General features: G+C 61.1%; 17 protein-coding genes and 2 tRNA genes. 5 read left to right on the top strand and 14 right to left on the bottom strand.

Going from position 1 to position 21,845, the window contains the following annotated elements; translation table 11 throughout:
• Positions 1–23: 23 nt before the first annotated feature.
• The 4 genes from V2B23_RS07695 to V2B23_RS07680 all read left to right on the top strand — a co-directional run bounded on the left by V2B23_RS07695 (position 24) and on the right by V2B23_RS07680 (position 2,924).
• Positions 24–884 (top strand): ABC transporter substrate-binding protein, encoded by an 861-nt coding sequence (locus tag V2B23_RS07695; RefSeq protein WP_033235319.1) that lies wholly within the window; start codon positions 24–26, stop codon positions 882–884.
• 106 nt (positions 885–990) lie between these two features.
• Entirely contained in the window at positions 991–1,701 is a 711-nt protein-coding gene (locus V2B23_RS07690) for an amino acid ABC transporter permease (protein WP_430949815.1), read from the top strand.
• Positions 1,698–2,483, top strand: coding sequence for an amino acid ABC transporter ATP-binding protein (locus V2B23_RS07685; RefSeq protein ID WP_045066079.1), 786 nt, complete (start codon positions 1,698–1,700; stop codon positions 2,481–2,483). The genes V2B23_RS07690 and V2B23_RS07685 overlap by 4 nt, the downstream gene beginning before the upstream one ends.
• A 12-nt stretch (positions 2,484–2,495) precedes the next feature.
• Positions 2,496–2,924, top strand: a complete 429-nt coding sequence (locus tag V2B23_RS07680) for a hypothetical protein (RefSeq protein ID WP_430949814.1) — start codon at positions 2,496–2,498, stop codon at positions 2,922–2,924.
• A gap of 64 nt (positions 2,925–2,988) precedes the next feature.
• On the opposite strand, the gene V2B23_RS07675 is transcribed toward V2B23_RS07680, so the two are convergent.
• The 14 genes from V2B23_RS07675 to dnaA form a co-directional block, all read right to left on the bottom strand.
• Positions 2,989–4,254 carry a lipase family protein gene (locus tag V2B23_RS07675; protein WP_430950204.1) on the bottom strand — a complete coding sequence of 422 codons (1,266 nt, stop codon included), beginning with the start codon at positions 4,252–4,254 and terminating at the stop codon, positions 2,989–2,991.
• A 140-nt stretch (positions 4,255–4,394) separates the two neighbouring features.
• The gene (locus V2B23_RS07670) at positions 4,395–6,062 is read right to left on the bottom strand and encodes an alpha/beta hydrolase (RefSeq protein WP_430949813.1); all 1,668 of its coding nucleotides are present in this window, start codon (positions 6,060–6,062) and stop codon (positions 4,395–4,397) included.
• A 130-nt stretch (positions 6,063–6,192) separates the two neighbouring features.
• Positions 6,193–6,265 (bottom strand) — tRNA-Ala (locus V2B23_RS07665).
• Between the two features lie 175 nt (positions 6,266–6,440).
• Positions 6,441–6,514 (bottom strand) — tRNA-Ile (locus V2B23_RS07660).
• Positions 6,515–6,589: 75 nt separating this feature from the next.
• Positions 6,590–7,855 (bottom strand): DUF3566 domain-containing protein, encoded by a 1,266-nt coding sequence (locus V2B23_RS07655; RefSeq protein ID WP_430949812.1) that lies wholly within the window; start codon positions 7,853–7,855, stop codon positions 6,590–6,592.
• On the bottom strand, positions 7,855–10,386 hold the full coding sequence (gene gyrA, locus V2B23_RS07650; protein ID WP_430949811.1) for a DNA gyrase subunit A: 2,532 nt from the start codon (positions 10,384–10,386) through the stop codon (positions 7,855–7,857). The genes V2B23_RS07655 and gyrA overlap by 1 nt, the downstream gene beginning before the upstream one ends.
• Positions 10,387–10,478: 92 nt before the next feature.
• Positions 10,479–12,515 (bottom strand): DNA topoisomerase (ATP-hydrolyzing) subunit B, encoded by a 2,037-nt coding sequence (gene gyrB, locus V2B23_RS07645; RefSeq protein ID WP_430949810.1) that lies wholly within the window; start codon positions 12,513–12,515, stop codon positions 10,479–10,481.
• A gap of 197 nt (positions 12,516–12,712) precedes the next feature.
• On the bottom strand, positions 12,713–13,636 hold the full coding sequence (locus tag V2B23_RS07640) for an alpha/beta fold hydrolase (protein WP_430949809.1): 924 nt from the start codon (positions 13,634–13,636) through the stop codon (positions 12,713–12,715).
• A gap of 27 nt (positions 13,637–13,663) precedes the next feature.
• On the bottom strand, positions 13,664–14,683 hold the full coding sequence (locus tag V2B23_RS07635; protein ID WP_430950203.1) for a PDR/VanB family oxidoreductase: 1,020 nt from the start codon (positions 14,681–14,683) through the stop codon (positions 13,664–13,666).
• A gap of 104 nt (positions 14,684–14,787) precedes the next feature.
• Entirely contained in the window at positions 14,788–15,681 is an 894-nt protein-coding gene (locus V2B23_RS07630) for a metal-dependent hydrolase (RefSeq protein ID WP_430949807.1), read from the bottom strand.
• 87 nt (positions 15,682–15,768) lie between these two features.
• Positions 15,769–16,302 (bottom strand): DUF721 family protein, encoded by a 534-nt coding sequence (locus tag V2B23_RS07625; RefSeq protein WP_033235309.1) that lies wholly within the window; start codon positions 16,300–16,302, stop codon positions 15,769–15,771.
• Entirely contained in the window at positions 16,295–17,533 is a 1,239-nt protein-coding gene (gene recF / locus V2B23_RS07620) for a DNA replication/repair protein RecF (RefSeq protein WP_430949806.1), read from the bottom strand. The genes V2B23_RS07625 and recF overlap by 8 nt, the downstream gene beginning before the upstream one ends.
• A 22-nt stretch (positions 17,534–17,555) precedes the next feature.
• Positions 17,556–18,740, bottom strand: coding sequence for a DNA polymerase III subunit beta (dnaN, locus tag V2B23_RS07615; RefSeq protein ID WP_430949805.1), 1,185 nt, complete (start codon positions 18,738–18,740; stop codon positions 17,556–17,558).
• Between the two features lie 580 nt (positions 18,741–19,320).
• Positions 19,321–20,874 carry a chromosomal replication initiator protein DnaA gene (gene dnaA, locus V2B23_RS07610; protein ID WP_033235306.1) on the bottom strand — a complete coding sequence of 518 codons (1,554 nt, stop codon included), beginning with the start codon at positions 20,872–20,874 and terminating at the stop codon, positions 19,321–19,323.
• A gap of 816 nt (positions 20,875–21,690) precedes the next feature.
• On the opposite strand from dnaA, the gene rpmH reads away from it, so the two are divergent.
• Positions 21,691–21,834, top strand: a complete 144-nt coding sequence (gene rpmH, locus V2B23_RS07605; protein WP_003942540.1) for a 50S ribosomal protein L34 — start codon at positions 21,691–21,693, stop codon at positions 21,832–21,834.
• Positions 21,835–21,845: the final 11 nt, after the last annotated feature.

Genomic DNA, 21,845 nt, shown 5'->3' with positions numbered 1-21,845 from the left:
ACTCCCGAAAGGCAACTCGAAAAATGCGCAGAATCCTCGCAGTCGCAGCCGCCACCGCTTTGGCAGCCACCCTCACAGCCTGTGGATCGGGAAGCGACGACACTGCCGCTCCCACCGACTGCACCCCCACACTGGGATCATCGGACCTCGCAGAAGAAGGCACCCTCACCATCGCCACCAACGCCACGCTCCCACCGATGCAGTACGTGGACGAGTCGGGCAAGGTCGTCGGAATGCGCGTTGACCTGGGCAAGGAGATCGCAAACCGCCTGTGCCTGCGCGCCGACTTCGTCAACATTGAGTTCGACGCCCAGATCCCCGGCGTGCAGAGCGGCCGTTGGGACATGATCGACACCGGGATGTTCTACACACCCGCTCGCGCCGAGACCATCTCGCTCGTTCCCTACGAGGTACAGGCGGTATCCGTCTCGGTGCCGGCAGGAAACCCCGAGTCCATCTCGTCCGTCGACGATCTGGCCGGTAAGACCATCGCCGTCGAGGCACCGGGATACGAGTTCGACACGCTCAACGCATTGAACGAGACATTCAGCGCCGCCGGCAAGCCGACCATGAACGTGCAAACATTCAAGACGAATGCTGATGCTTACCAAGCACTTTCGGCAGGACAAGCGGACGGGGCGGCGATCGTGAGCTCGGTAACCTCCTTCTATCAGAAGGACGGCCGCTTCGAGACGGGCGTCGACGGTATCAACAACTCACCCTTGGCCCTCGGATTCTCCCAAGGCAGCAAAACTGCCGTCGAGGTGGCGCGCGTCCTCACCGACATGCGTGCCGACGGCTACCTCCCCGCTCTGTTCGAGGAATACGGCGTCGACGGTTACGACGGCGATATCTCCGTCAGTACCGGCCCGCTGCAGCCCTGAGCTCCGCTCATCGTCAGCCCTGAGCTCCGCTCATCTTCAATGCTGAGCTCCGCTCATCTAGCCGAAAGGTAACCCCATGTGGTCCTGGGATGCATTCTTCTCGATCTTGACCAGTAAGCAGCTGCTCGAGGGCGCATGGGTCACCATCTGGCTCACTGTCGTCAGCATGGTTCTCGGCCTGATGCTGGCCGTCGTCGTTGCTGCGGCACGCTCCTCCCGCTGGTGGATTCTGCGGGCAATCGTCGGCTTCTACGTGTGGTTGATGCGCGGCACTCCCCTACTGGTGCAATTGGTCATCATCTATACCGGCTTGCCTCAGGTGGGAATCAAGCTCGGAGTCATCGAGTCCGCCCTCCTCGGGCTTGTTCTCAACGAAGCCGCCTACCTGTCCGAGATCGTCCGGTCCGGACTGATGTCGGTGCCGGCCGGTCAGACCGAGGCGGCCCGGGCGCTGGGCATGTCGCCGTTCAAGGTATTCCGAGTTGTAGTGCTACCCCAGGCATTTCGCGTCATGATCCCTCCGCTGGGCAACAGCTTCAACGGATTACTCAAGACCACAACCTTGGTATCGGTCATCTCGGTCCAAGAGTTGTTGCGGCGCACACAGTTTCTGGTACAGGTCAACTTCCGAGTACTCGAAGGCCTGTGCGCGGCGGCCCTGTACTTCCTCGTCCTGACCACTGCCTGGGGAATGATTCAGCGTGTCCTCGAATCCCGCGCCGGCCGGGGATACGACCGTAACTACAAGCGCAAGAACACTTCCGGCGATGCAAATGTCGCCGAGTCGGCTCAGCTAGCGGAAGCAGTGAACAGATGACCACCACCGACATTGCCGCCGCCACAACGGTTGTTCGCGTCGAGAACATGATCAAGTCCTTCAACGACGTCCGGGTACTCGACGGCATCGATTTCAGCGTCGCCGAGGGCGAAGTTGTACTGCTGCTCGGACCGTCCGGTAGCGGCAAGAGCACCCTCCTGCGCACCCTCAACTGCCTCGAGATCATCGACTCGGGGATCGTCGAAGTATGTGGCGAATCGATGGGCTACGTCGACAGCAACGGCAAACGGCGCTTGCGCAGCGAAGCACAGATCGCGAAACAACGGCAGGGCACCGGGATGGTGTTCCAGAATTTCAACCTCTTCCCGATGATGACCGCCGTGGAGAACGTCGCAGCCGGCCCACGTCACGTACAGGGAGTACCCAAGGACAAAGCCCAGGCGCAGGCGCGCGAACTCCTCGCCCTGGTCGGGTTGTCCGACAAAGCCGAGAACTACCCCTCCCAGCTCTCCGGCGGACAACAACAACGCGTGGCCATCGCCCGAGCACTGGCCATGAAGCCGAGCGTCATGCTTTTCGACGAGCCGACCTCGGCGCTCGACCCGGAAATGGTCAAGGAGGTGCTGGACGTGATGGTCAGGCTTCGCGACGAGGGTATGACCATGGTGGTCGTGACTCATGAAATGGCATTTGCCCGCGCTGCCGCGGATCGCATCGTTTTCATGAGTGACGGCAAGATCGTCGAAGACGCGGCTCCGGATCAATTCTTCGACAACCCTCGGAATCCTCGTACCCGGGCGTTCCTGGGACAGATCCTGTGACAAAGTGGAGTCATGACACGAGTGACCGAGTCCCTCAGCAGCCAGCTTCCCGACACGTTCGACCAGGCCTTCGCCCGCGTCGAAGACTCTTTCGAGGAAACGGCAACCCGCATCAAAGAATCCGACGCAGCCGATAACGCCCGTCGCATCGCCGCTGTGGTCGCCACGGCAACTGCCCGTGGCGCCGGACAGATCGGCCTGTTCCTGGGCCGTCAGAGCGCTGTTCTCGCCAAGAAGGGCGTGGAGTGTGCAAAGGCCCTCCCCGCCAAGTCAGCGGCGCGCGCAGAGCGTGAACCGAAGCCTCGCGGACGCAAGCGCATCGGCCTGTTCGTCATTGCCGGTGTGGCAGTGATCGGCGGAGCGGTCTTCTATAAGAGCCGCCACCGCGAGCACCCGCCGGTGGCGTCGGCTCCGCCGCGAGTTGACGAGCAAACCGCGTAAATTTTGAAGCAAAGAGGCCCGGAACACAGTGTGTTCCGGGCCTCTCTTCGTCTGTGTGCGGCCGTCAGCAGTTCGACGGCGCCGGAACGTTGTTGAATCGATCGATCATGTAGCCGACGGATTCCGGTGTTCCCGTGATGTACGGGGCTAGATGGCCCAGAGCCACACCCGGAGCTACGGAGGGCAGCTCGTTGACGGAGAACTGCACGCTCGCGCCCTTGCTGCACCACTCCCGCGCAAGTTCCTGTCCCTGGCCGAACGGCACGATGTCGTCAGCTCGCCCGTGCTGGATCAGAACCGGCGACGTCGGCGTCAGGTTGCCGATCTTCTGTTCTGCCAGGATCCCCTGTGCAACGGGCAATCGATCGAGCACAACCGACAATGATTCGCCCGATTTCGTGAACTCCGACGTCTTCTGGAAGGCAAATTGCAGGCCCGTCTCGCCGACGCACTGATTTTTGGTCGCCGCGAGCATCGCGCGTCCACGATCGTTGATTTCAGCGTCGAGTAGCGGCTCCACGTCGGGGTACTGAGCCACGATTCCGTTGAGCGCGTATCCGATCAGGCCGGTGAGAAAAGTACCGTCGATCTGCTCGAGGGTGGCTTCCAGATCAGCCGGAGGAGCACCCGCGTACGTGCCCTTCAGATCGAGCTCCGGGGCGTACGACGGCTTCAGCTCCGTTGCCGCAGCGGCAGCGCCGCCACCTTGCGAGTAGCCCCACAGGCCGACGGGCCCGTTGTCGGGAATGCTGGTGTTCGGCAGTTGCTGCGCAGCCCGCACCGAATCGAGGACGGCGTGCGCTTCGGCGGCGCGGTTCACGTACGTGTGGTCGCCCGGCGTTCCCAGCCCGTCGTAATCGGTGACGACAACGGCAATGCCGTTGAGCAACAACATATTCACCCAGATGGACTCGTAGCCGACCATTATGTCGGTCGGGAATCTGTATTCCAGTCCGGTGTTGAACAGCTTGGACGGGGCACACTGATCACCTTGTCCGTGAGTACCTACTGCGCTGGCAACCAGTGGACGCGCCCCCTGCCCGGTCCACGGGTTTGTCGGCTCGAGGTACGTGCCGGTGACCGCAACGGGAGCACCTGTGGCGTCCTCGCTGCGGTACATGATCTTGGTGGCGGTAGCCGGCCACGGACCATTCGATCCCGGCACGCTGAGAAGCAAGGGCGTCGGCTCACTGCGAATGAGGTCGCCGTTGTCCCCAGCAGGCAGTTCCGCCGGCGGAGTGTAGAAATCCGCCGGTTCAGCCGCTGCGAACGGCGCCGTTGCAGCACTGACCACCAGTGCTGCAACGGACAGGCCTGCTGCCCACCACATTCGGTTCTTCACGTTCACGTTCTCCCCACGTCGTTTGCACTGTGCTCTGACACACAGTGAACGCAGGGTAACATATACCGCAAAACAAACTTACCGGTAAGGAAAGAACCTTAGAGTGCTTGTCGTACAGCCACTTTCACCTATTTTGTCGGCTCCACATTGTTTGTCAGGAGCGCGCGCAACTGCTCGGTGTTCTCCGGCGTCCATGTCGTCGGATGCAAGATGTTGGCCCACATATCCGCGGCATCTTCGCCGTAGTTGTGCCCATGACCCGACGGAACATCCGCCGAGAACACCATGTCGAGCGTGACCTGCCAGAACGTCACGAGAGGAATCCACGTCATCCCCGGATCCACGTCGCGGCCCTCCGGCTTTTCGCTCAACCAGTCCGGCTTGTTGAGCAAGAGATCGAACGACCACCACGTGATGGGGTCACTGGCGTGCTGCCAGTAGACGATTCGATCGTCAGCCCAGTCGGCCTCGAGTTCCAAGTCGATCGGATCCGCGGCAAAACGGATCGACTCGCCGCCGTCGATCACGGGAAGAATCTCGCGCGAACCGGAGTCACGATTGTTCGTGATCTCCTGCCACTGCTCCGTGAAATTGGGCGTGCCCACCCACAACGCTCCGTCGACGCGCGTCATCATGTCCTGGTCCCCGGCAAACGCAGCCTGACCGCCGTACGAACCGAGGCTCTCACCGAACACGACCAACTCGGGACGCGTCTGCACGGGCAGGTTGATCCACTCCGCAAAAACAGCGTTGAAGAGTGCCCGGCCGGCGACCATCGGCGTTTCACGGTCCGCGATGAAGGCCAACGGACTCGGCAGGAACGAATACTGCATCGACGCGATGGCGGTGTCACCGTCTTCGACATATTCAAACGCCGACGCCACATCCTCGTTGACCCAACCACGACCCGTCGTTGTCACGACGGCCAGCGTTCCACGGTCGAACCCGCCGGTGCGCTTGAGTTCGTCCACAACCCGGTTTGCCACGCCGCGAATCGAATCCGAGGACTCACGCCCGGCATACACGCGGATCGGCTGCTTCGCCTCACGCCCCGTCAGCGCCGTGATCTCCGCCGCGGTGGGGCCACTACCCATGAAGGTGCGCCCTTCCTGCCCCAGCGTGTCCCAGGCTTCCGCAGACATCGGTGAACCACTGCGTTCGGCAATGAGCGGCTGTTCGATACCGTCCGGAGTTTCGGTATCCGCGCCAGAGAAGCTCCAGTTCGCGAACGCGATCAACCCGTTGTACAGCGCACCGTTCACGACAAAGACAGCCAGAGCGAGAACCACAACAAGGCTGGCGACCTTCGCTGCTTCCTTCGGGACGAACCGCAATGCGAACTGCGACAGACGGTTCGTGGAATGGCGAATGCCCCGCGACGCCTCGAGCAGGATGAACCAGATGAACAGCGAAATAAGCGCAACCAGAAGGTAGTTTGCCGCACTGTCACGCGGCATACCGACAAGTTCACGGACGATCCGCTGCCACCGCGCTCCCAGAATCAAGAAGAGGGGAACCACGATTACGGCCACCACCGCCATCGTCCGCCACGCGATCTTCTTCGTACGCTCCGACCACTGCGGTTCGACGCCACACTTGCGAACCGTCCACGCGACCAGAGTTCCGATCGCATAACCCATTGCCAGCGAAATGCCCGTCGCAACGCCCTGCAAGTACCACACTCGGGGCAGCAGCGACGGGGTCATCGACCAGGTGAAAAACACCAGCGCAAAGGCCAGGCCGACAGGATGAAGCGTCCCGCAATAGCGGCGTAGGCGGTCCCACACAGATCTCATGCGGGAATCGTAAGCGCAGAGCGTCCGATTTCAGGCACCGTACCGCCCAGTCGGCATGCTAATTCTCACGATCTGGGTGCGCACATACAAAAACACCCTCCCAGTTTCCCGGGAGGGTGTTTTCTTACTGTGGAGCCTAGGAGATTCGAACTCCTGACATCTGCCTTGCAAAGGCAGCGCTCTACCAACTGAGCTAAGGCCCCGTTCGGTTTTCCGACCGGAGTCAGAGTACCTATGTTCTAGCTTGTTTCCAAATCGTGCCAAACCTTGTCTCCGCGCTGACTTTTGATCAACTTGGTGACTACGAGAGACACCAGAATGCTAGCCCCGACAAGCAGGAAAACCTTCATTCCAGCAACCCTTCTTCGGCACAAGGAGTGGGCCTAGGAGGACTTGAACCTCCGACCTCTTCATTATCAGTAAAGCGCTCTAACCACCTGAGCTATAGGCCCCTGAACCGGTTTCAAAGATTACCCCACCGGCCCGCTAACACCAAAACGGGTCCGGCGGGGCACTGTTTCCGCAGGTCAGTCGCGATCTGCGAGAGTTACCTCGACGCCGCCAACCAAGTCACTGCAGAGGTTGTAGATGAACGATCCGATGGTGACGAGCGCGGTGAACAACACCATGTTCGCCAAACCGATCACTGCGGAATAGCCGAAGACTTGCCCAGCTGTCACCAGTCCGTCGGATCCGCCATCGGACACGATGTCCGTAAAAGCGTTGTTCAGACGGTCCCAGACGCCCATACCGTCCAAAACGACGTACAGAAGACCGACAGCCACCATCCACACGAAGAAAAGTGAAACCGAGATCACAGAAGTGATCTTGAGCGTGGACCACGGATCGATACGACGGATCTGCACCGTCGCCCGTAAAGGCCCCCCGCTGGACGCAGCCGCAACGGCAGCGACGTGATTTTTGTCACCAACGGCCGCCTGCGGTAGGGGATGCTTCGCCTCGGAGAGGTCCGGCATGTCCTTCGGCAGATCCTTACGGCTGATATGCCGAGTCGGACCGTCGATCGCCGCAGCTTTGGCCCTGGGACCGGCCGGAGCATTTCCGGCCGGTGCGTTGGGCCCGCTCGGCGGCGCCACCGTCTTATTCGCCACCGTCTTGTCGGCGACGGTCTTGTTCGCGACGGTCTTGTTGTCGACCGCGTTGCTCATGGCCGCGCTGTTCATGACCTTCGGGGCAGCCGTTCCCGTGACCACCGGCCGAGCCGGTGGCTGCGACGGGGATCCAGGACCTGTTGGTCGCTGATTCGGCGGACCGACCGGCGGTTTCCCGGCAGCAGGTGCGGGCCCCTTGCGAACATCAGGTCGCGGCGCAGCCGGACGGGTGATGTTGGTCTGGGGTTCGCGCTGCTGCGCCCCAGGCTGCTGAGAAACAGACTGCTGCGCCCCGGCCTGCGGTGAAACAGGCTGTTGCGGACCTGACTGCTGCTGACCACGCTGCCACGGCGGCGCCTGGTTGCCGCGTGCCTGATTAGCCGGTGCCTGATTAGCCGGTGCCGGTGAACCAGAGGCCGTCGGTGCGGCGGGTGCCTTCGGGGCAGCGGGAGCAGCCGGTGAACTCTTCCCAACCGCAGGCTGTGCCGACTTGTCGGCCACAGCCTTGGAATCGGCGGCAGAGCTGCTTGGCTTACCAGCGGCCGGAGGTTTCGAAGCCTCAACGGGAGACTGCGAGCCCCCTGCACCCGCCGGAGCAGCTGGCTGCTCCGGCTTTGGGGGCGTCGAACCGGAAGTGCTCGTGCTCTTCTGGTCACTGCCCGGCTGGTTGGGAGTGCTCACTAGGACTCCTTAGCTCCATCGGCATTGTCTGCGCTGTCGGTGTTGGCGGCAGCGATCTCTTCGGGTTCGTCGGCGTTGCGCGCAATTGCGAGCAAGGTGTCGCCTTCGCCGAGGTTCATCAGACGCACGCCCTTGGTCTGGCGTCCGGCCTTACGAACCTGCTTGGCAGCTGTCCTGATGACGCCGCCGCCCGAGGTGATCGCGTACAGCTCGTCGTCGTCGTCGACGATGAGCGCTCCGACCAGAGTGCCACGTTTCTTGTCGTACTGAATGGTGAGCACGCCCTTGCCGCCGCGGCCCTGGACCGGGTAGTCCTCCATGCCGGTTCGCTTGGAGTAACCACCGGAAGTGGCGACCAGCAAGAACTTGCCTTCACGGACGACGTTGAGCGAGAGCAGCTCGTCCTCGCCGTTGAAGCGCATGCCCTGGACACCGGACGTAGCGCGGCCCATGGGCCGTAGTGCTTCGTCGGTGGCCGAGAAACGGATCGACTGGCCCTGCGCCGAGACGAGAAGCAGATCGTCATCGGCGGAGCACAGAACAGCTCCGACCAATTCGTCGTCGCCGCGCAGGTTGATGGCAACGATGCCGCCGCTGCGGTTGGAGTCGAAGTCCGTGAGCTTGGACTTCTTGACCAGACCGTTGCGGGTGGCAAGTACCAGGTAAGGCGCGTCGTCGTACGTCTTGATCTGGATGACGGACTGGATGCGCTCGTCCGGCTGGAAGGCCAGCAGGTTGGCGACGTGCTGACCTCGAGCGGTGCGGCTGGCCTCGGGCAGTTCGTATGCCTTGGCGCGGTAGACGCGGCCCTTCGTGGTGAAGAACAGCAGCCAGTCGTGCGTCGAGCTGACGAAGAAGTGCGAGACGATGTCGTCCTGCTTGAGGCCGGCACCCTGAACACCCTTGCCGCCGCGCTTCTGCGAGCGGTACAGGTCGGTCTTGGTGCGCTTGGCGTAGCCGGTCTCGGTGATCGTGACGACAACGTCCTCACGGGCGATGAGGTCTTCGTCGTTGACGTCGCCGTCGGCGGCGATGATGCGAGTACGACGGTCGTCGCCGTACTTGTCGACAATTTCCTTGAGCTCGTCACGAACGATTGCGCGCTGACGCTCCGGCTTGGCCAGAATGTCCTTGTAATCGGCGATCTCGATCTCGATCTCGGCCAATTCGTCGACGATCTTCTGACGCTCGAGAGCAGCCAGACGACGCAACTGCATCGCGAGAATCGCGTCGGCCTGAATCTCGTCGACGTCGAGGAGGTTCATCAATCCGGCACGGGCGACGTCGACGGTCTGCGACGCACGGATCAAGGCGATGACCTCGTCCAAGGCGTCGAGAGCCTTGACCAGACCACGCAAGATGTGAGCGCGCTCTTCGGCCTTACGGAGCAGGTACTGGGTGCGACGGACGATGACCTCGAGCTGATGCGTCGTGTACAGACGGATCATCTGGTCGAGGCGCAGAGTGCGCGGCACACCGTCGACGATGGAGAGCATGTTGCAGCCGAAGCTGGTCTGCAGCTGCGTGTGCTTGTACAGGTTGTTCAGCACAACCTTGGCAACAGCGTCACGCTTGACGGTAACGACGATGCGCATGCCGACGCGGTCGGAAGACTCGTCGTGAATGTCGGAGATGCCGGCGATCTTGGCGTCACGAACCTGATCCGCGATGGAGGTGATCAGGTTGTCCGGGTTGACCTGGTAGGGCAGCTCGGTGATGACAATTGTGGTGCGGCCCTTGGCATCTTCTTCGACCTCGACCACACCGCGCATACGAACGGAGCCGCGGCCGGTGGTGTAGGCGTCCTGAATTCCTTGGCCACCCACGATGAGGCCGTGCGTCGGGAAGTCCGGTCCCTTGACCCGCTCCATGACGGCAGCGAGAGTGGATTCCTCGTCGGCTTCGTAGTTGTCGAGTGCCCAGTAGATGGCTTCGGCAACTTCGCGCAAGTTGTGCGGCGGAATGTTGGTGGCCATACCGACGGCAATACCGTTGGAGCCGTTGATCAGCAGGTTCGGAACACGGCTGGGGAGAACCGTCGGTTCCTGCGTCTTACCGTCGTAGTTCGGTGTGAAATCGACTGTGTCGTGGTCGATTTCACGCAGCATCTCCATGGCGAGAGGCGTGAGGCGGCACTCCGTGTAACGCATGGCGGCAGCGCCGTCGTTGCCGCGGGAACCGAAGTTACCCTGGCCGTCGACGAGGGGGTACCGCAGCGACCACGGCTGGGCCATACGGACCAGGGTGTCGTAGATCGAGGAGTCGCCGTGGGGGTGGTAGTTACCCATGGTCTCTGCGACCGGACGGGCAGACTTCACATATCCGCGATCGGGGCGATTGCCGGTGTCGTACATCGCGTACAGCACGCGGCGGTGCACGGGCTTGAGGCCGTCGCGCACATCCGGCAGAGCACGACCGACGATGACGCTCATGGCGTAGTCGATGTAGCTGCTCTGCATTTCCTGCTGGATGTCGACCGGTTCGATGCGGTCGTGCTGCGGTCCGTCCGGTGGCAACGTGGTGTCGGTCATGAGTTCACTTTCTTAAGAAGAAGATGGGGGCGAGCCCTTGTGCGCCTTTGTGGTTGTCGGAACTACCGGAAAGGCGCACAGGGCTGCAGGCCCTACACGTCGAGGAAACGGACATCCCTGGCATTGCGGATGATGAAGCTGCGCCGGGCCTCGACGTCCTCACCCATCAACACGCTGAACAGTTCGTCGGCGGCAGCGGCGTCGTCCAACGTCACCAGACGCAGAACGCGCACCGACGGGTCCATCGTGGTTTCCCACAGTTCCTTGGCGTTCATCTCGCCAAGGCCTTTGTAGCGCTGGATGCCGTCGTCCTTGTTGATCTTCTTGCCGGATTCGAGACCAGCCTTGACCAGGACGTCGCGCTCACGATCGGAGTACGCGAATTCCGGCTCGCTGCGCTGCCACTTCAGCTTGTACAGCGGCGGCTGGGCCAGGTAGACGTGACCGTGCTCGACCAGCGGGCGCATGAAGCGGAACAGCAGCGTGAGCAGCAGCGTCGCGATGTGCTGACCGTCGACGTCGGCGTCGGCCATGAGCACGATCTTGTGATAGCGCAGCTTCGCGATATCGAACTCGTCGTGGATGCCGGTGCCGAAGGCGGTGATCATCGACTGGATTTCGGTGTTCTTCAACGCGCGGTCCAGACGGGCCTTCTCGACGTTGAGGATCTTGCCGCGCAGCGGCAGAATCGCCTGGTACATCGAGTCGCGGCCGGACTTGGCCGAGCCACCTGCGGAGTCGCCCTCCACGATGTAGATCTCGGACTTCTCCGGATCGTTGGAGCGGCAGTCGGCAAGCTTGCCCGGCAGGCCGCCGAGATCGGTAGCGCTCTTACGGCGAACCAATTCGCGGGCCTTACGAGCAGCGATACGGGCCTGCGCCGACGAGACCGCTTTGTTCACGATGGTCTTGGCGTCGGCGGGGTTGGCCTCGAGCCAGTGCTGAAGATGCTCGTTGCATGCCTTCTGCACAAAGGACTTGACCTCGGTGTTGCCGAGCTTGGTCTTGGTCTGGCCCTCGAACTGCGGCTCACCGACCTTGACGGACACGATCGCTGCGAGACCCTCACGGATGTCGTCACCGTTGAGGTTCTGCTCTTTTTCCTTGAGCAGCTTCTTGTCGCGGGCGTACTTGTTGACGACCGTGGTGAGCGCCGCGCGGAAGCCCTCTTCGTGCGTTCCACCCTCGTGCGTGTTGATGGTGTTGGCGAAGGTGTGGACGGACTCCGAGTAACCGGAGTTCCACTGCATTGCTACCTCGAGCTCGTGGCCCGTGCCCTTGGCCGTGAATCCGACCACCGAGTTGTGGATGGGGCTCTTGGATTTGTTGATGTGACGGACGTAGTCCTCGAGTCCACCCGGGTAGTGGTAGACGCGGGTCTTGGCCTTGCGCGGAGCTGCAGCAGCCGCTTCCTGCGTCTCGGCTGCCGACTTGGGCGCCTCTGCGACGTCGATCGATTCCTCGTCGACGTCGATGACCTCGGCGCGCTCGTCGGTGAGCGTGATCGTCAGACCCTTGTTGAGGAAAGCCATTTCCTGCAGGCGACGCGCAACGGTCTCGAAGTTGTAGCGCGTGGTCTCGAAGATCTCGGGATCCGCCCAGAAGCTGACCGTGGTTCCGGTCTCCTTGGTGGCGGGACCTTGAATCAGCTCGCCGGGCTTGGAGTCCGTGTACGTCTGATGCCACTCGTAGCCGTCGACCTTGATGTCGACGTCGAGCCTGGTGGAGAGCGCGTTGACCACCGAGATGCCCACACCGTGCAGACCACCGGAGACGGCATAGGAATCGGAGTCGAACTTGCCACCGGCGTGCAGCTGAGTCAGCACGACCTCGACGGTGGGAACCCCGGAGGCGTGCATTCCGACTGGAATGCCGCGGCCGTCGTCGACGACGCGAATGCCGCCGTCTTCGAGGAGGGTGACCTCGACCTTGGTGGCGTGTCCGGCCATCGCCTCGTCGACAGAGTTGTCGACGACCTCCCAAATCAGGTGGTGCAGACCGCGTTCACCGGTGGAACCGATGTACATGCCTGGGCGCTTGCGTACCGCTTCCAGTCCTTCGAGGACTGTGATGGACGAGGCGTTGTAATCCTTGCTGGAAGTGCTTGTATCTGACTTCTGGGCAGCCACGGGTTGGTAGCTCTCCTTCTCCGTCAATACTCGAGCGCAGCCGCCAGCAAGCCCTTGCGGGTGTCGTCGGAGCGGGTTCGAGAATGTTGCCGCTAGTTACCGGAGACCATCTTACTGGTAAGCACCGACAGGAACCGCCCAATGACACCCCTGGCTGCGCCACAGGCGAATTATTTTGGTCCTGGGAGGGTGAATCGCTAGGAAGTTTGCTTCTCCCGGCGACGCTCTCTCAGGCTCGCGATAAACGCCCGCGCATGTTCGGCAACCTCGTCGGCGTGTGAAATCGGCGACCAGTGACCGGCTGAAATTTCGGTTCGCCGCAGGTCGGAGACCCATTTCTCCGTGTCCTCGAAGCCCACCGGCCGAACTGCCTTGTCGTACTTGTTCAGGATCAACTGAACGGGAACGTCCGTGTACCGTTCACGCGGTTTGCCCAGAGCAGGCCGAATATTTGCCCGGTACAACTTGAGACCGTTAACCATGTCGTCGGCAATTGTCGGCGCGGTCACCACCGATTTCGGGTCCAGACCGTCGAAAAATCCCAGAAACGCCGGCCAGTGCCTGGAAAACCACAGCCGCAACGGCACCGTGCACAGACCCGGAATCTGGAACAGCACCGTGTACGCCGACGCCACAGCTTGCGCGGCCGGCCCACCGAAACGCCGCTTGGACGCACTGGAACGGATCCATTTACCGAGGTGGTCGAGATTCGGTCCTGAAATGGAACTGAAGGATGCGATCTTTTCCTCGGCGCCCGGCTCGCAGACGGCTTCCCAGGTTTCGACAGACCCCCAGTCATGAGCAACGACGTGAACCGGCTCGTTCGGACTGACGGCGTCGATCACGGCAAACAGATCACCGGCCATCGCACTGAGTTGGTAGTCCTGCACTCGCGACGGGATCGTGCTCTCGCCGGCGCCACGGCTGTCGTAGGCGACAACGCGGAAATTGTCGGCCAGCAGCGCCGCGACACGATTCCACAGTTCGTGAGTGTCCGGCCACCCGTGAACGAGGACAACCGTCTCACCGTCCGCCGGGCCCTGCTCGAATACGGCAAGGCTGACGGCACCGTTGGTGACGCTGCGTGCAGTTACGGCGTGGAGAGGCGCGTGCTTGGTCATCTGCAGACCCTTCGTAGGTGAGTAGAACTAGAGATCGAGAATCAGTCGTCCGCCGTTGGAACGCGACACACAAATCAGCATCTCGTTTTCCCGTTCGGCATCGGTCAGTCGGTTTTCGCGGTGATCCGGAGTGCCGGCGAGGACCTTCACCCGGCAGGTCCCGCAGAACCCTTGCTGGCACGAGTAGCCGACACCGGGCAGGGTTTTCCGGACAACGTCGAGTGCCGACTGGTCGGCATTCACGGCCAATACTTCACCGGAGCTGACCAGTTGCACTTCGAACGGAACCCCGCCAAGTACCGGCGGTGCTCCAAATCTTTCGAAATGCAAAGCCGTGGAAGAGGTTTCACGAAAACCTGTGCGCACTGCGTCGAGCATGGGCGTCGGGCCACAGCAATACACGGCTCCACCTTCCGGAGCCTTCTCCAGAAGATCTGTGGCAGTGGGTAATCCGAATTCATCGTCAGGCCGCACGAATACTCGTTCCGGTTCCCAGGTTGCGATCTCCTCGAGGAACGGCATGGACTCGCGGGAGCGGCCCGAGTACACGAAGTGCCAGTCCATGCCCAATTCCCTTGCAGCCCGGACCATTGCGATGATCGGAGTAATTCCGATACCGCCGGCAATGAAGAGTGCACCACCCTCACCGACAAAGGGAAACCCGTTCCGTGGCCCACGAACTGTCACATGCTCGCCCGGCTGTAGCGCATGCATTTCGACGGAACCACCACCGCCATCAGGAATTCGGCGCACAGCGACGGTATATCCCCAGCGATCAGCGGGGTCCCCACAGAGCGAATATTGTCGACGCAAACCCGAAGGCAGATGAAAATCCAGATGAGAGCCGGGCTGCCACGGCGGAAGCGGTGAGCCGTCTACAGACTCGAAGCGCAGGCGAACAACATTCTCGTCGGTTGCCACCACCTCACGCGTACTGACCACCATGTTCAGCGCGGTATCGGGGTTGTGACCGGCGATCTTCGGGTTGTAGTCGTAGGCCGTCAAAACGCGAAGGTACTTGTCCGCCAACAACTCCGTGATACGCATGGCCCGATCGGCGCGCGCGCGACCCGCGAGATCCGGCGGCGCCGGGTGCCGCGGAAGGCCGTCGTGCCCGATCAGGACGTCCTTGATCCTGGCAATCGACGGAATCACCGTGCCGCCGCCTGCGCAGCCGGCGAGGACGCCAGGTACTTCACTGCCTGAGCCGTCGAACCTTCTTTGCCGGGGTGATACGACTTGGAGAAGTACGTCGACATTCGCTTGACCAGCTCGAAGGCGGTGGGGACCGTGCCGCGCTTGCCCGCTGCCACAAAATCCGACAAGTGCGGGCGACGCCGACCCGGCGCCTGGTTGGCAAGTTCGGGATCGTTGCGCATGAGGAATCGGGTGCCTCGGATCCAGAGCCATATGATGACGGGCGTGACCAGGAGCTGAGTGCGGATACGGCGGGTTTCACGCTTGTCGAAGTAGCGCATCACGTCGTACGCAACGGATCGGTGTTCGACTTCCTCGGCTCCGTGCCAACGAAGCAGGTCGAGCATCGTCGGGTGCATTCCGGCCCGGTCCAGACCGTCGGCGTTGAGAGCCCAGTCACCGAGAAATGCGGTGATATGTTCGATGGCCGCGATGATCGCCAGACGCTCGACCAGGTGATTCTCCGCTCGCAAGCCAGTCAGGGGACGCGGTCCGAGCAATTTCGAGAAGGCCCATTCCATCTGCTGCGTGTACGGCGTCGGATCGAGCCCGTTTTCTTTCAGATGGACCAGTACACCGGTGTGAGCGCCGGCGTGCATGGCTTCCTGGCCGATGAAGCCGACAACGTCGTCACGAAGTTTCTCGTCCTCGATGAGAGGGAGCGCTTCCTTGAACGTTGCGACGAACCACTCTTCACCGGCCGGGAGCAGCAGGTGCAGCACGTTGAGTACGTGAGTACTGAACGGGTCACCCGGAATCCAGTGCATAGGCAGGTCGGACCAGTCGAATTCGACATTGCGTGCCTGCAACAAGATGTGATCAGGCTCAGCATGTACCTTGCTCGGCATCTGACTACCCCTTCATGCTCTGTGACACAGTTCACCCAGTAACGAGGGTAACTGTAACATGAAGTAATAGGTACAACCAGGCCCTACTCAGCCGTATGTATCGCGAGGTCCGCGGCCTTTGACGTGCCTTTCGCCTTTACGCCAACTGGGTGCGCTCGGTCCTGTAATTCGTAGTGTCTTCACGACGCCGTCACCCACCGCGACTGCGATTTTCGCAAGAATCTGAGACTGCATCATCCGCAACTGCGTCGCCCAGGCCGTCGACTCCGCCGAGATGCTCAGAACCCCTTCACGAAGGGAAATGGGTTCGGCGTGCGCAGAAATGTCTTCACCGACAACCTGCGGCCAACGGCCGAGCACTGTCCCTTCCGATACTCTCGGCGACCAGCCGCGCGATTTGGATACCGCGCTGGTCAGCGCACCGAATGGTTGGGGATCGCGGGCATCGGGGCCGGGACCGGACCACCCTCCGCGTCGACGCGGCCGACCGCTACCGAACTTGGGCGACGACCGGCCCTGGCCGACAGCTTTGCCGTTGGCTTTAGCGGCAGCGCGGGCCTCCTCGAGGGCTCGGCGCGCCAAATCGATACCTCGAAGTTCGGGCTCTTTTTCGTCAGTCACGATTCTCGACCCCCTCGGACAAGTCCGTCGTTGCAGACCAGTCTTTCGAGACTATCCGTGAAATACGACCTTCGGGTGTTTCCGATGCTTCGACGCCGAACTTGGCTGCCTCGAGCTCGTCCGGAACGTCCTCCGGAACTGCGGCAGTGACAATGACCTGCTCAGCGGTGGCAGCGACCGCCGCCAGCGCACGACGACGGCGCCGATCCAACTCCGCGAATACATCGTCGAGCAGTAGTACCGGGTCACTGCCTTCTGTTCGCAGCAATGCAAACCCCGCGAGCCGCAGCGACAACGCGAACGACCACGATTCCCCGTGACTGGCAAAGCCCTTTGCCGGGCTGTCCCCGAGAATCAACTCGAGGTCGTCACGATGCGGACCGACCAGACACACACCCCGATCGATTTCCTTGGTCCGCATCACCGACAGTTCGTGATGGAAACGCTCCTCGAGGTACGCGACGTCGTCGATACCGGGAATCCTTGTGGGATCGGTAAATTCAGGATCCAACGACGTTCCGAGGCTGCTGCGGTATCGCATCGAAGCCGGCCTCGATTCCGGTGCTATCGAGCGATACGACTCGGCAAGGTGCGGAGCGAGATCGTGAACCAGCTCGAGGCGCCCGGCCAACAATTGTGCGCCGTGCGCAGCTAAATGCCCGTCCCACACCTCGAGGGTGGAGAGAACATTCTCGCCACTACCGGAACCGCGTCGAAGTGCCCCGCCCGCAGTTTTCAGTAGAGCTGAGCGTTGACGCAACACTTTGTCGTAATCCGCACGCACAGCGGCCATTCGAGGGATGCGGAACGTCAGCAGTTCGTCGAGATACCGCCGGCGGTCACCAGGATCACCGCGTACCAACGACAGATCCTCAGGCGCAAACATCACGGACTGCAGGATGCCGAGAACTTCCCGGGGACGCCGCGCCGGCGACTGATTTATCCTGGCTCGGTTGGACTTTCCCTCGATCAATTCGACGTCGATCGTGAGTTCACGACCGGAGTTGACCACCCTCGCACCCGCAAAAGCGCTAGCCGAACCGTTGCGAATCATCGGGGCATCAGAAGAAACCCGATGAGACGACAGCGTCGACAAGTAACCGAGCGACTCGAGGATGTTGGTTTTACCGTGCCCGTTGGAACCGAGGAACACAGTGGTTCCCGGTACCAGATCGAGTGTCAGGGAATCCCACGAACGGAAGTCCCGCAACGAGAATCTACGAACGAACACTCATGCCGCCCAACAGCAATTATCAGCCTGGAAGTCGAACCGGCATCAGCAGGTAGGTGTATTCGCTCGAGGGCGCAGCGAAGTTACCCGACTCGTCCGGCGTCGGATCTTCGTCGGTAGCCGGACGCAGAACAGCGGGACGGCTGGGCGTCGTGAAGCCGAACAGGACGTTCTCGCTGTGCAGCGAGTTGAGTCCATCGGTGAGGTATCCGGGGTTGAACGCAATGGTCAACGGCTCACCCTGGAACGTCGCGTTGAGAGTTTCCTCGGCGCGGCCGGCGTCGTCGCCGCCAGCGGAGAGCAGCAGACCCTCGGAAGTGAACTGCAAACGCACCTGAGCGCCACGCTCTGCCACGAGAGCCACACGCTTGATGGCTTCGATCAGCGGAACAACCTCGACGGTTGCCATGGCTGTGTGCTGCGCCGGCAGAAGCTGACGGAACTTCGGGAACTCTGCATCGAGGAGACGAGTCGTCGTGCGACGGCCGTCGTTGACGATGCCGAGGAGGCCGTCGTTTCCGATGCTCGAGCCGGAACCGAGAGCCAGCTCGACCGGCGAACTTGCGTTTCCGGCAAGCGTTTTCGCGGACTCGGACAGTGTCTTTGCCGGGATGAGAACAGCAGCTTCGACATCGGGGTTTGCCGGCATCCACTCGAGCTCACGGACAGCCAGACGGAAACGGTCGGTCGCAGCCAGAACAATGGAATTCTGGGCGATCTCGACGCGAATACCGGTCAACATCGGCAGCGTGTCGTCTTTACCAGCAGCGATGGCAACCTGACTGATCGCTTCGGAGAAAAGATCTACCGGGATGGAACCTGACTGCTGCGGAAGCGTCGGAAGCTGTGGGTAGTCCTCGACCGGCATCGTCGGCAGGGAAAACTTTGCGCTTCCGCACGAGATCAGAACGCGAGTGCCCTCGAGGGTGACATCGACAGGCTTGTTGGGCAAGGACTTGGTGATGTCGGCAAGGAGTCGACCGGAAACCAGGACCTGACCGACAGTGGTGACATCTGCGGAAACGCGAACCTGAGCGGATACCTCGTAGTCGAAACCGGAGACCGTGAGTCCTTGTTCGGTTGCATCGAGAAGAACGCCACCGAGAACGGGAACCGGCGGCCTCGAGGGGAGGCTACGGGCAACCCATGCAACTGAATCTGCGAACTCTTCCCGGGATACGCGAAACTTCAGGCTTCCAAGCTCCATCGCCGGGTAATTCCTCTCGGTAGGCATGTTCTGGTGACAGCAAGTCTGGCACAGACGTCAGATGACAAGTTTGGCACAACGGGGTGCGACGCCAACCGTATGCCCTCGAGGGGCGATCAGGAAAGCCGAGACGGGGACGAGCGAGGCCCGCTCCGAGGTTCCTCACAGGAGTTGTCCACAAATCTACTTTTAAAGAGCTTTTCCTAGAAATTTCTCAGTAGTAGTAATAAGTCCTGTGCAATCTGTGGAGCAACGGTTGTCGATGCAGGTCTGCCCCCTCGAGGGCCTGTGGACTTCTCGAGGACAGACTCGAGGAGCGATCAGGCCCCTCTGTGCACAGACAAGAAGTTTTCGGATTACTCCTCGAGATCTCCACAGACTTTCGAAGTTATCCACACAGTTATCCCCAGATGTGAATACTTTCCAGAAGAAACGAAAGGTTTAACTAAATCGGCGTGTCGAACCCCGGCGTGTCGTGGGTCTGGAGGATTACCACGCCCTCGAGGGAGGCAGTCGACACAGCGATGCCCCTCGAGGGCAGGACTCTCCCCCCTCGAGGGGCATCGGCAAAAAATGCAGGTCAGCGCTTGGAACGCTGCTTGATCCGAGCCGTCAGCTCTTGTACCTGGTCGTACACCTTGCGACGTTCGGTCATTTCCTTACGGATCTTCTTGTCCGCGTACATGACGGTGGTGTGGTCACGCCCGAACGTCTGACCGATCTTCGGCAATGACAAATCCGTCAGTTCACGGCACAAATACATGGAGATCTGACGTGCCTGAGCGAGCGGACGAGCCTTACCCGGCCCACAGAGGTCGTCGATCGACATATTGAAGTATTCGGCCGTCACGGCCATGATCGTCGCCGCATTGATCTCGAGGCTCGACGAATCAGGCATCAGGTCCCGAAGGACAACTTCCGCCAGCGTGAGATCCAACGGCTGCCGGTTGAGCGAGGCAAACGCGGTGACACGAATCAACGCGCCCTCGAGCTCGCGGATGTTGCGCTCGATCCGGCTGGCGATCAGCTCGAGGACGTCGTGCGGCACCTCGAGGCGATCCATCCGCGCCTTCTTGCTCAAGATCGCGATACGCGTCTCGAGTTCCGGCGGCTGAACGTCGGTGATCAGGCCCCATTCGAATCGCGTTCGCAGACGCTCCTCGAGGGTTGCCAACTGCTTGGGTGGCCGGTCCGAGGAGACGACGATCTGTTTGTTCGCGTTGTGCAAGGTGTTGAAGGTGTGGAAGAACTCTTCCTGGATACCTTCCTTGCCTTCGATGAACTGGATGTCGTCGACGAGGAGGACGTCCGTCTCGCGGTAGCGACGCTTGAATGCCACCTTGCGGTCGTCACGAAGACTGTTGATGAAGTCGTTCGTGAATTCTTCCGTGGAGACGTACTTCACGCGCATACCGGGAAAGAGCCGCTGCGCGTAGTGGCCGGCGGCGTGCAGAAGGTGCGTCTTGCCGAGCCCGGACGCGCCCCAGATGAAGAGAGGGTTGTAAGCCCGGGCGGGCGCCTCCGCGATCGCGACCGCGGCAGCGTGAGCAAATCGGTTGGACGAACCGATGACAAACGTGTCGAACGTGTATTTCGCGTTGAGGCTGTTTGCACCGGAGTTCGACGAGGACGGCGTCGACGGCGGTTTGGTGAAGTACGACGGCCACGATTCGTGAACGCTCGCCAATGCTTCCCGGTCGTCGTCGACCTCTTCGCTCTCGGCGGTTTCGGAGTCGGACGGTTCCCCGTCGCCTTCGGTGAATCGGCGTCGACGGTAGGCGCCGGAACTGCTGACCGATTCGAACTGCCGGCTACCTGTGCGCTCTTCCGGTTCTGCCGAATCTTCGTCGGGAGGAGCGATACGGACGCCGAGGCCCTCGACCTGTCCACCGAGATGTCGTCCGAGTGCTTGCAGAATCGGTTCACGCAGATCGCGTTCGATGGTCTCCTGAGCGAAGGACGACGGAACCGAGAGGAGTGCAAATCCTTGCGCGAGTGTGAGTGGTCTCACCAGGCGGACGAATGCCTTCTGCTTACTACTCAGTATCGGAAGATCGTTTCCGGGGTCATCACTCGTGAGTTCTGCAACCACGTCGACCCAGGCACGTTCGAGCGCGTTGGGATCGTCGTTCACGTGGTTCCTTCCGTGTTTCACCGACAGCGAGTGCGCTGGCGCTACCGAGCACGTTGCTGCGGCTTGGATGTTCGGTGGTGGGGATGTGCGCTGGTGTGACACTTTTGTTGTGTCTGTTGGTGTGTCTGCCACCTGAGGCGAGAAACCTCGTAACAGCCTACGAATATGCCACCTGAACTGTGTTTCCACACAATTATCCACAGATGTGGACAAACGTGCACCGAGTCGGTTTATTTGTGGGATTTTTCTTGCGAATCCAAGCCGAAGTCGATCTACCTGGTCTTTTGTGGTAACTCGAGGCGTTGGACACTCGGCGGTAGCGGTGCGTTGATACTCACAGCCCTGTGGATGAATGTGAAAACTCGGGTTTCCGCGTCGCAACCCGAACCCCGGACCGAACGTGCAGATGAGGCCTTGTCGAGTGGTTCTCTGCCGGAATTGCGTACGGCGGGTTTCGTATGCTCTGAGCACCGTTGCGAAACTGTTGCCAAGGTCACACTCAGTGCCTCGCTCGAGGTCAACGACCTATGCACATCCGGGTTCGAAAATCGGGGATTTGGGGACTTCCGGCGTGTCGCTTCTGCTTCGGAAGAGTGTCCGCCGAATGCGCTGGTTTGACCTTGGCAACGGTGGTAAGTAACCTCGAACAGTCACCCGCTGGTGGTGATCGTTTCGTGCTGACTACATATGTCGGGTCGGAAGGATTATCCAAGCCGCTAACCGGGTGGAGAAGACCGTTAGATCCAAGGCGCTCAGGTGGCGCCGATCAATTAGAAGGCGCCGGGAGGCGCCAATGAACTTCGAGGAGTGTTGACCGTGGCCAAGGGCAAGCGGACGTTCCAGCCGAATAATCGCCGCCGCGCGCGTGTTCACGGCTTCCGTCTTCGTATGCGTACCCGTGCGGGTCGTGCAATCGTTTCGGCGCGTCGCCGTAAGGGCCGCGATTCCCTGACAGCCTGATCTGATTCTGA

The organism is Rhodococcus sp. 24CO (assembly GCF_050586165.1).
Lineage (GTDB): Bacteria > Actinomycetota > Actinomycetes > Mycobacteriales > Mycobacteriaceae > Rhodococcus_F.
Note: the sequence above shows the minus strand (reverse complement) of the source record. Positions and strands in the feature narration are given on the sequence as shown.

Excerpts from the sequence above, each read along its gene's own strand:
- V2B23_RS07695 (WP_033235319.1), top strand. The coding sequence starts at position 24 with ATGCGCAGAATCCTCGCAGTCGCAGCCGCCACCGCTTTGGCAGCCACC.
- V2B23_RS07685 (WP_045066079.1), top strand. The coding sequence starts at position 1,698 with ATGACCACCACCGACATTGCCGCCGCCACAACGGTTGTTCGCGTCGAG.
- V2B23_RS07680 (WP_430949814.1), top strand. The coding sequence starts at position 2,496 with ATGACACGAGTGACCGAGTCCCTCAGCAGCCAGCTTCCCGACACGTTC.
- V2B23_RS07675 (WP_430950204.1), bottom strand. The coding sequence starts at position 4,254 with ATGTGGTGGGCAGCAGGCCTGTCCGTTGCAGCACTGGTGGTCAGTGCT.
- V2B23_RS07670 (WP_430949813.1), bottom strand. The coding sequence starts at position 6,062 with ATGAGATCTGTGTGGGACCGCCTACGCCGCTATTGCGGGACGCTTCAT.
- gyrA (WP_430949811.1), bottom strand. The coding sequence starts at position 10,386 with ATGACCGACACCACGTTGCCACCGGACGGACCGCAGCACGACCGCATC.
- V2B23_RS07640 (WP_430949809.1), bottom strand. The coding sequence starts at position 13,636 with ATGACCAAGCACGCGCCTCTCCACGCCGTAACTGCACGCAGCGTCACC.
- V2B23_RS07635 (WP_430950203.1), bottom strand. The coding sequence starts at position 14,683 with ATGCGTATCACGGAGTTGTTGGCGGACAAGTACCTTCGCGTTTTGACG.
- V2B23_RS07630 (WP_430949807.1), bottom strand. The coding sequence starts at position 15,681 with ATGCCGAGCAAGGTACATGCTGAGCCTGATCACATCTTGTTGCAGGCA.
- dnaN (WP_430949805.1), bottom strand. The coding sequence starts at position 18,740 with ATGGAGCTTGGAAGCCTGAAGTTTCGCGTATCCCGGGAAGAGTTCGCA.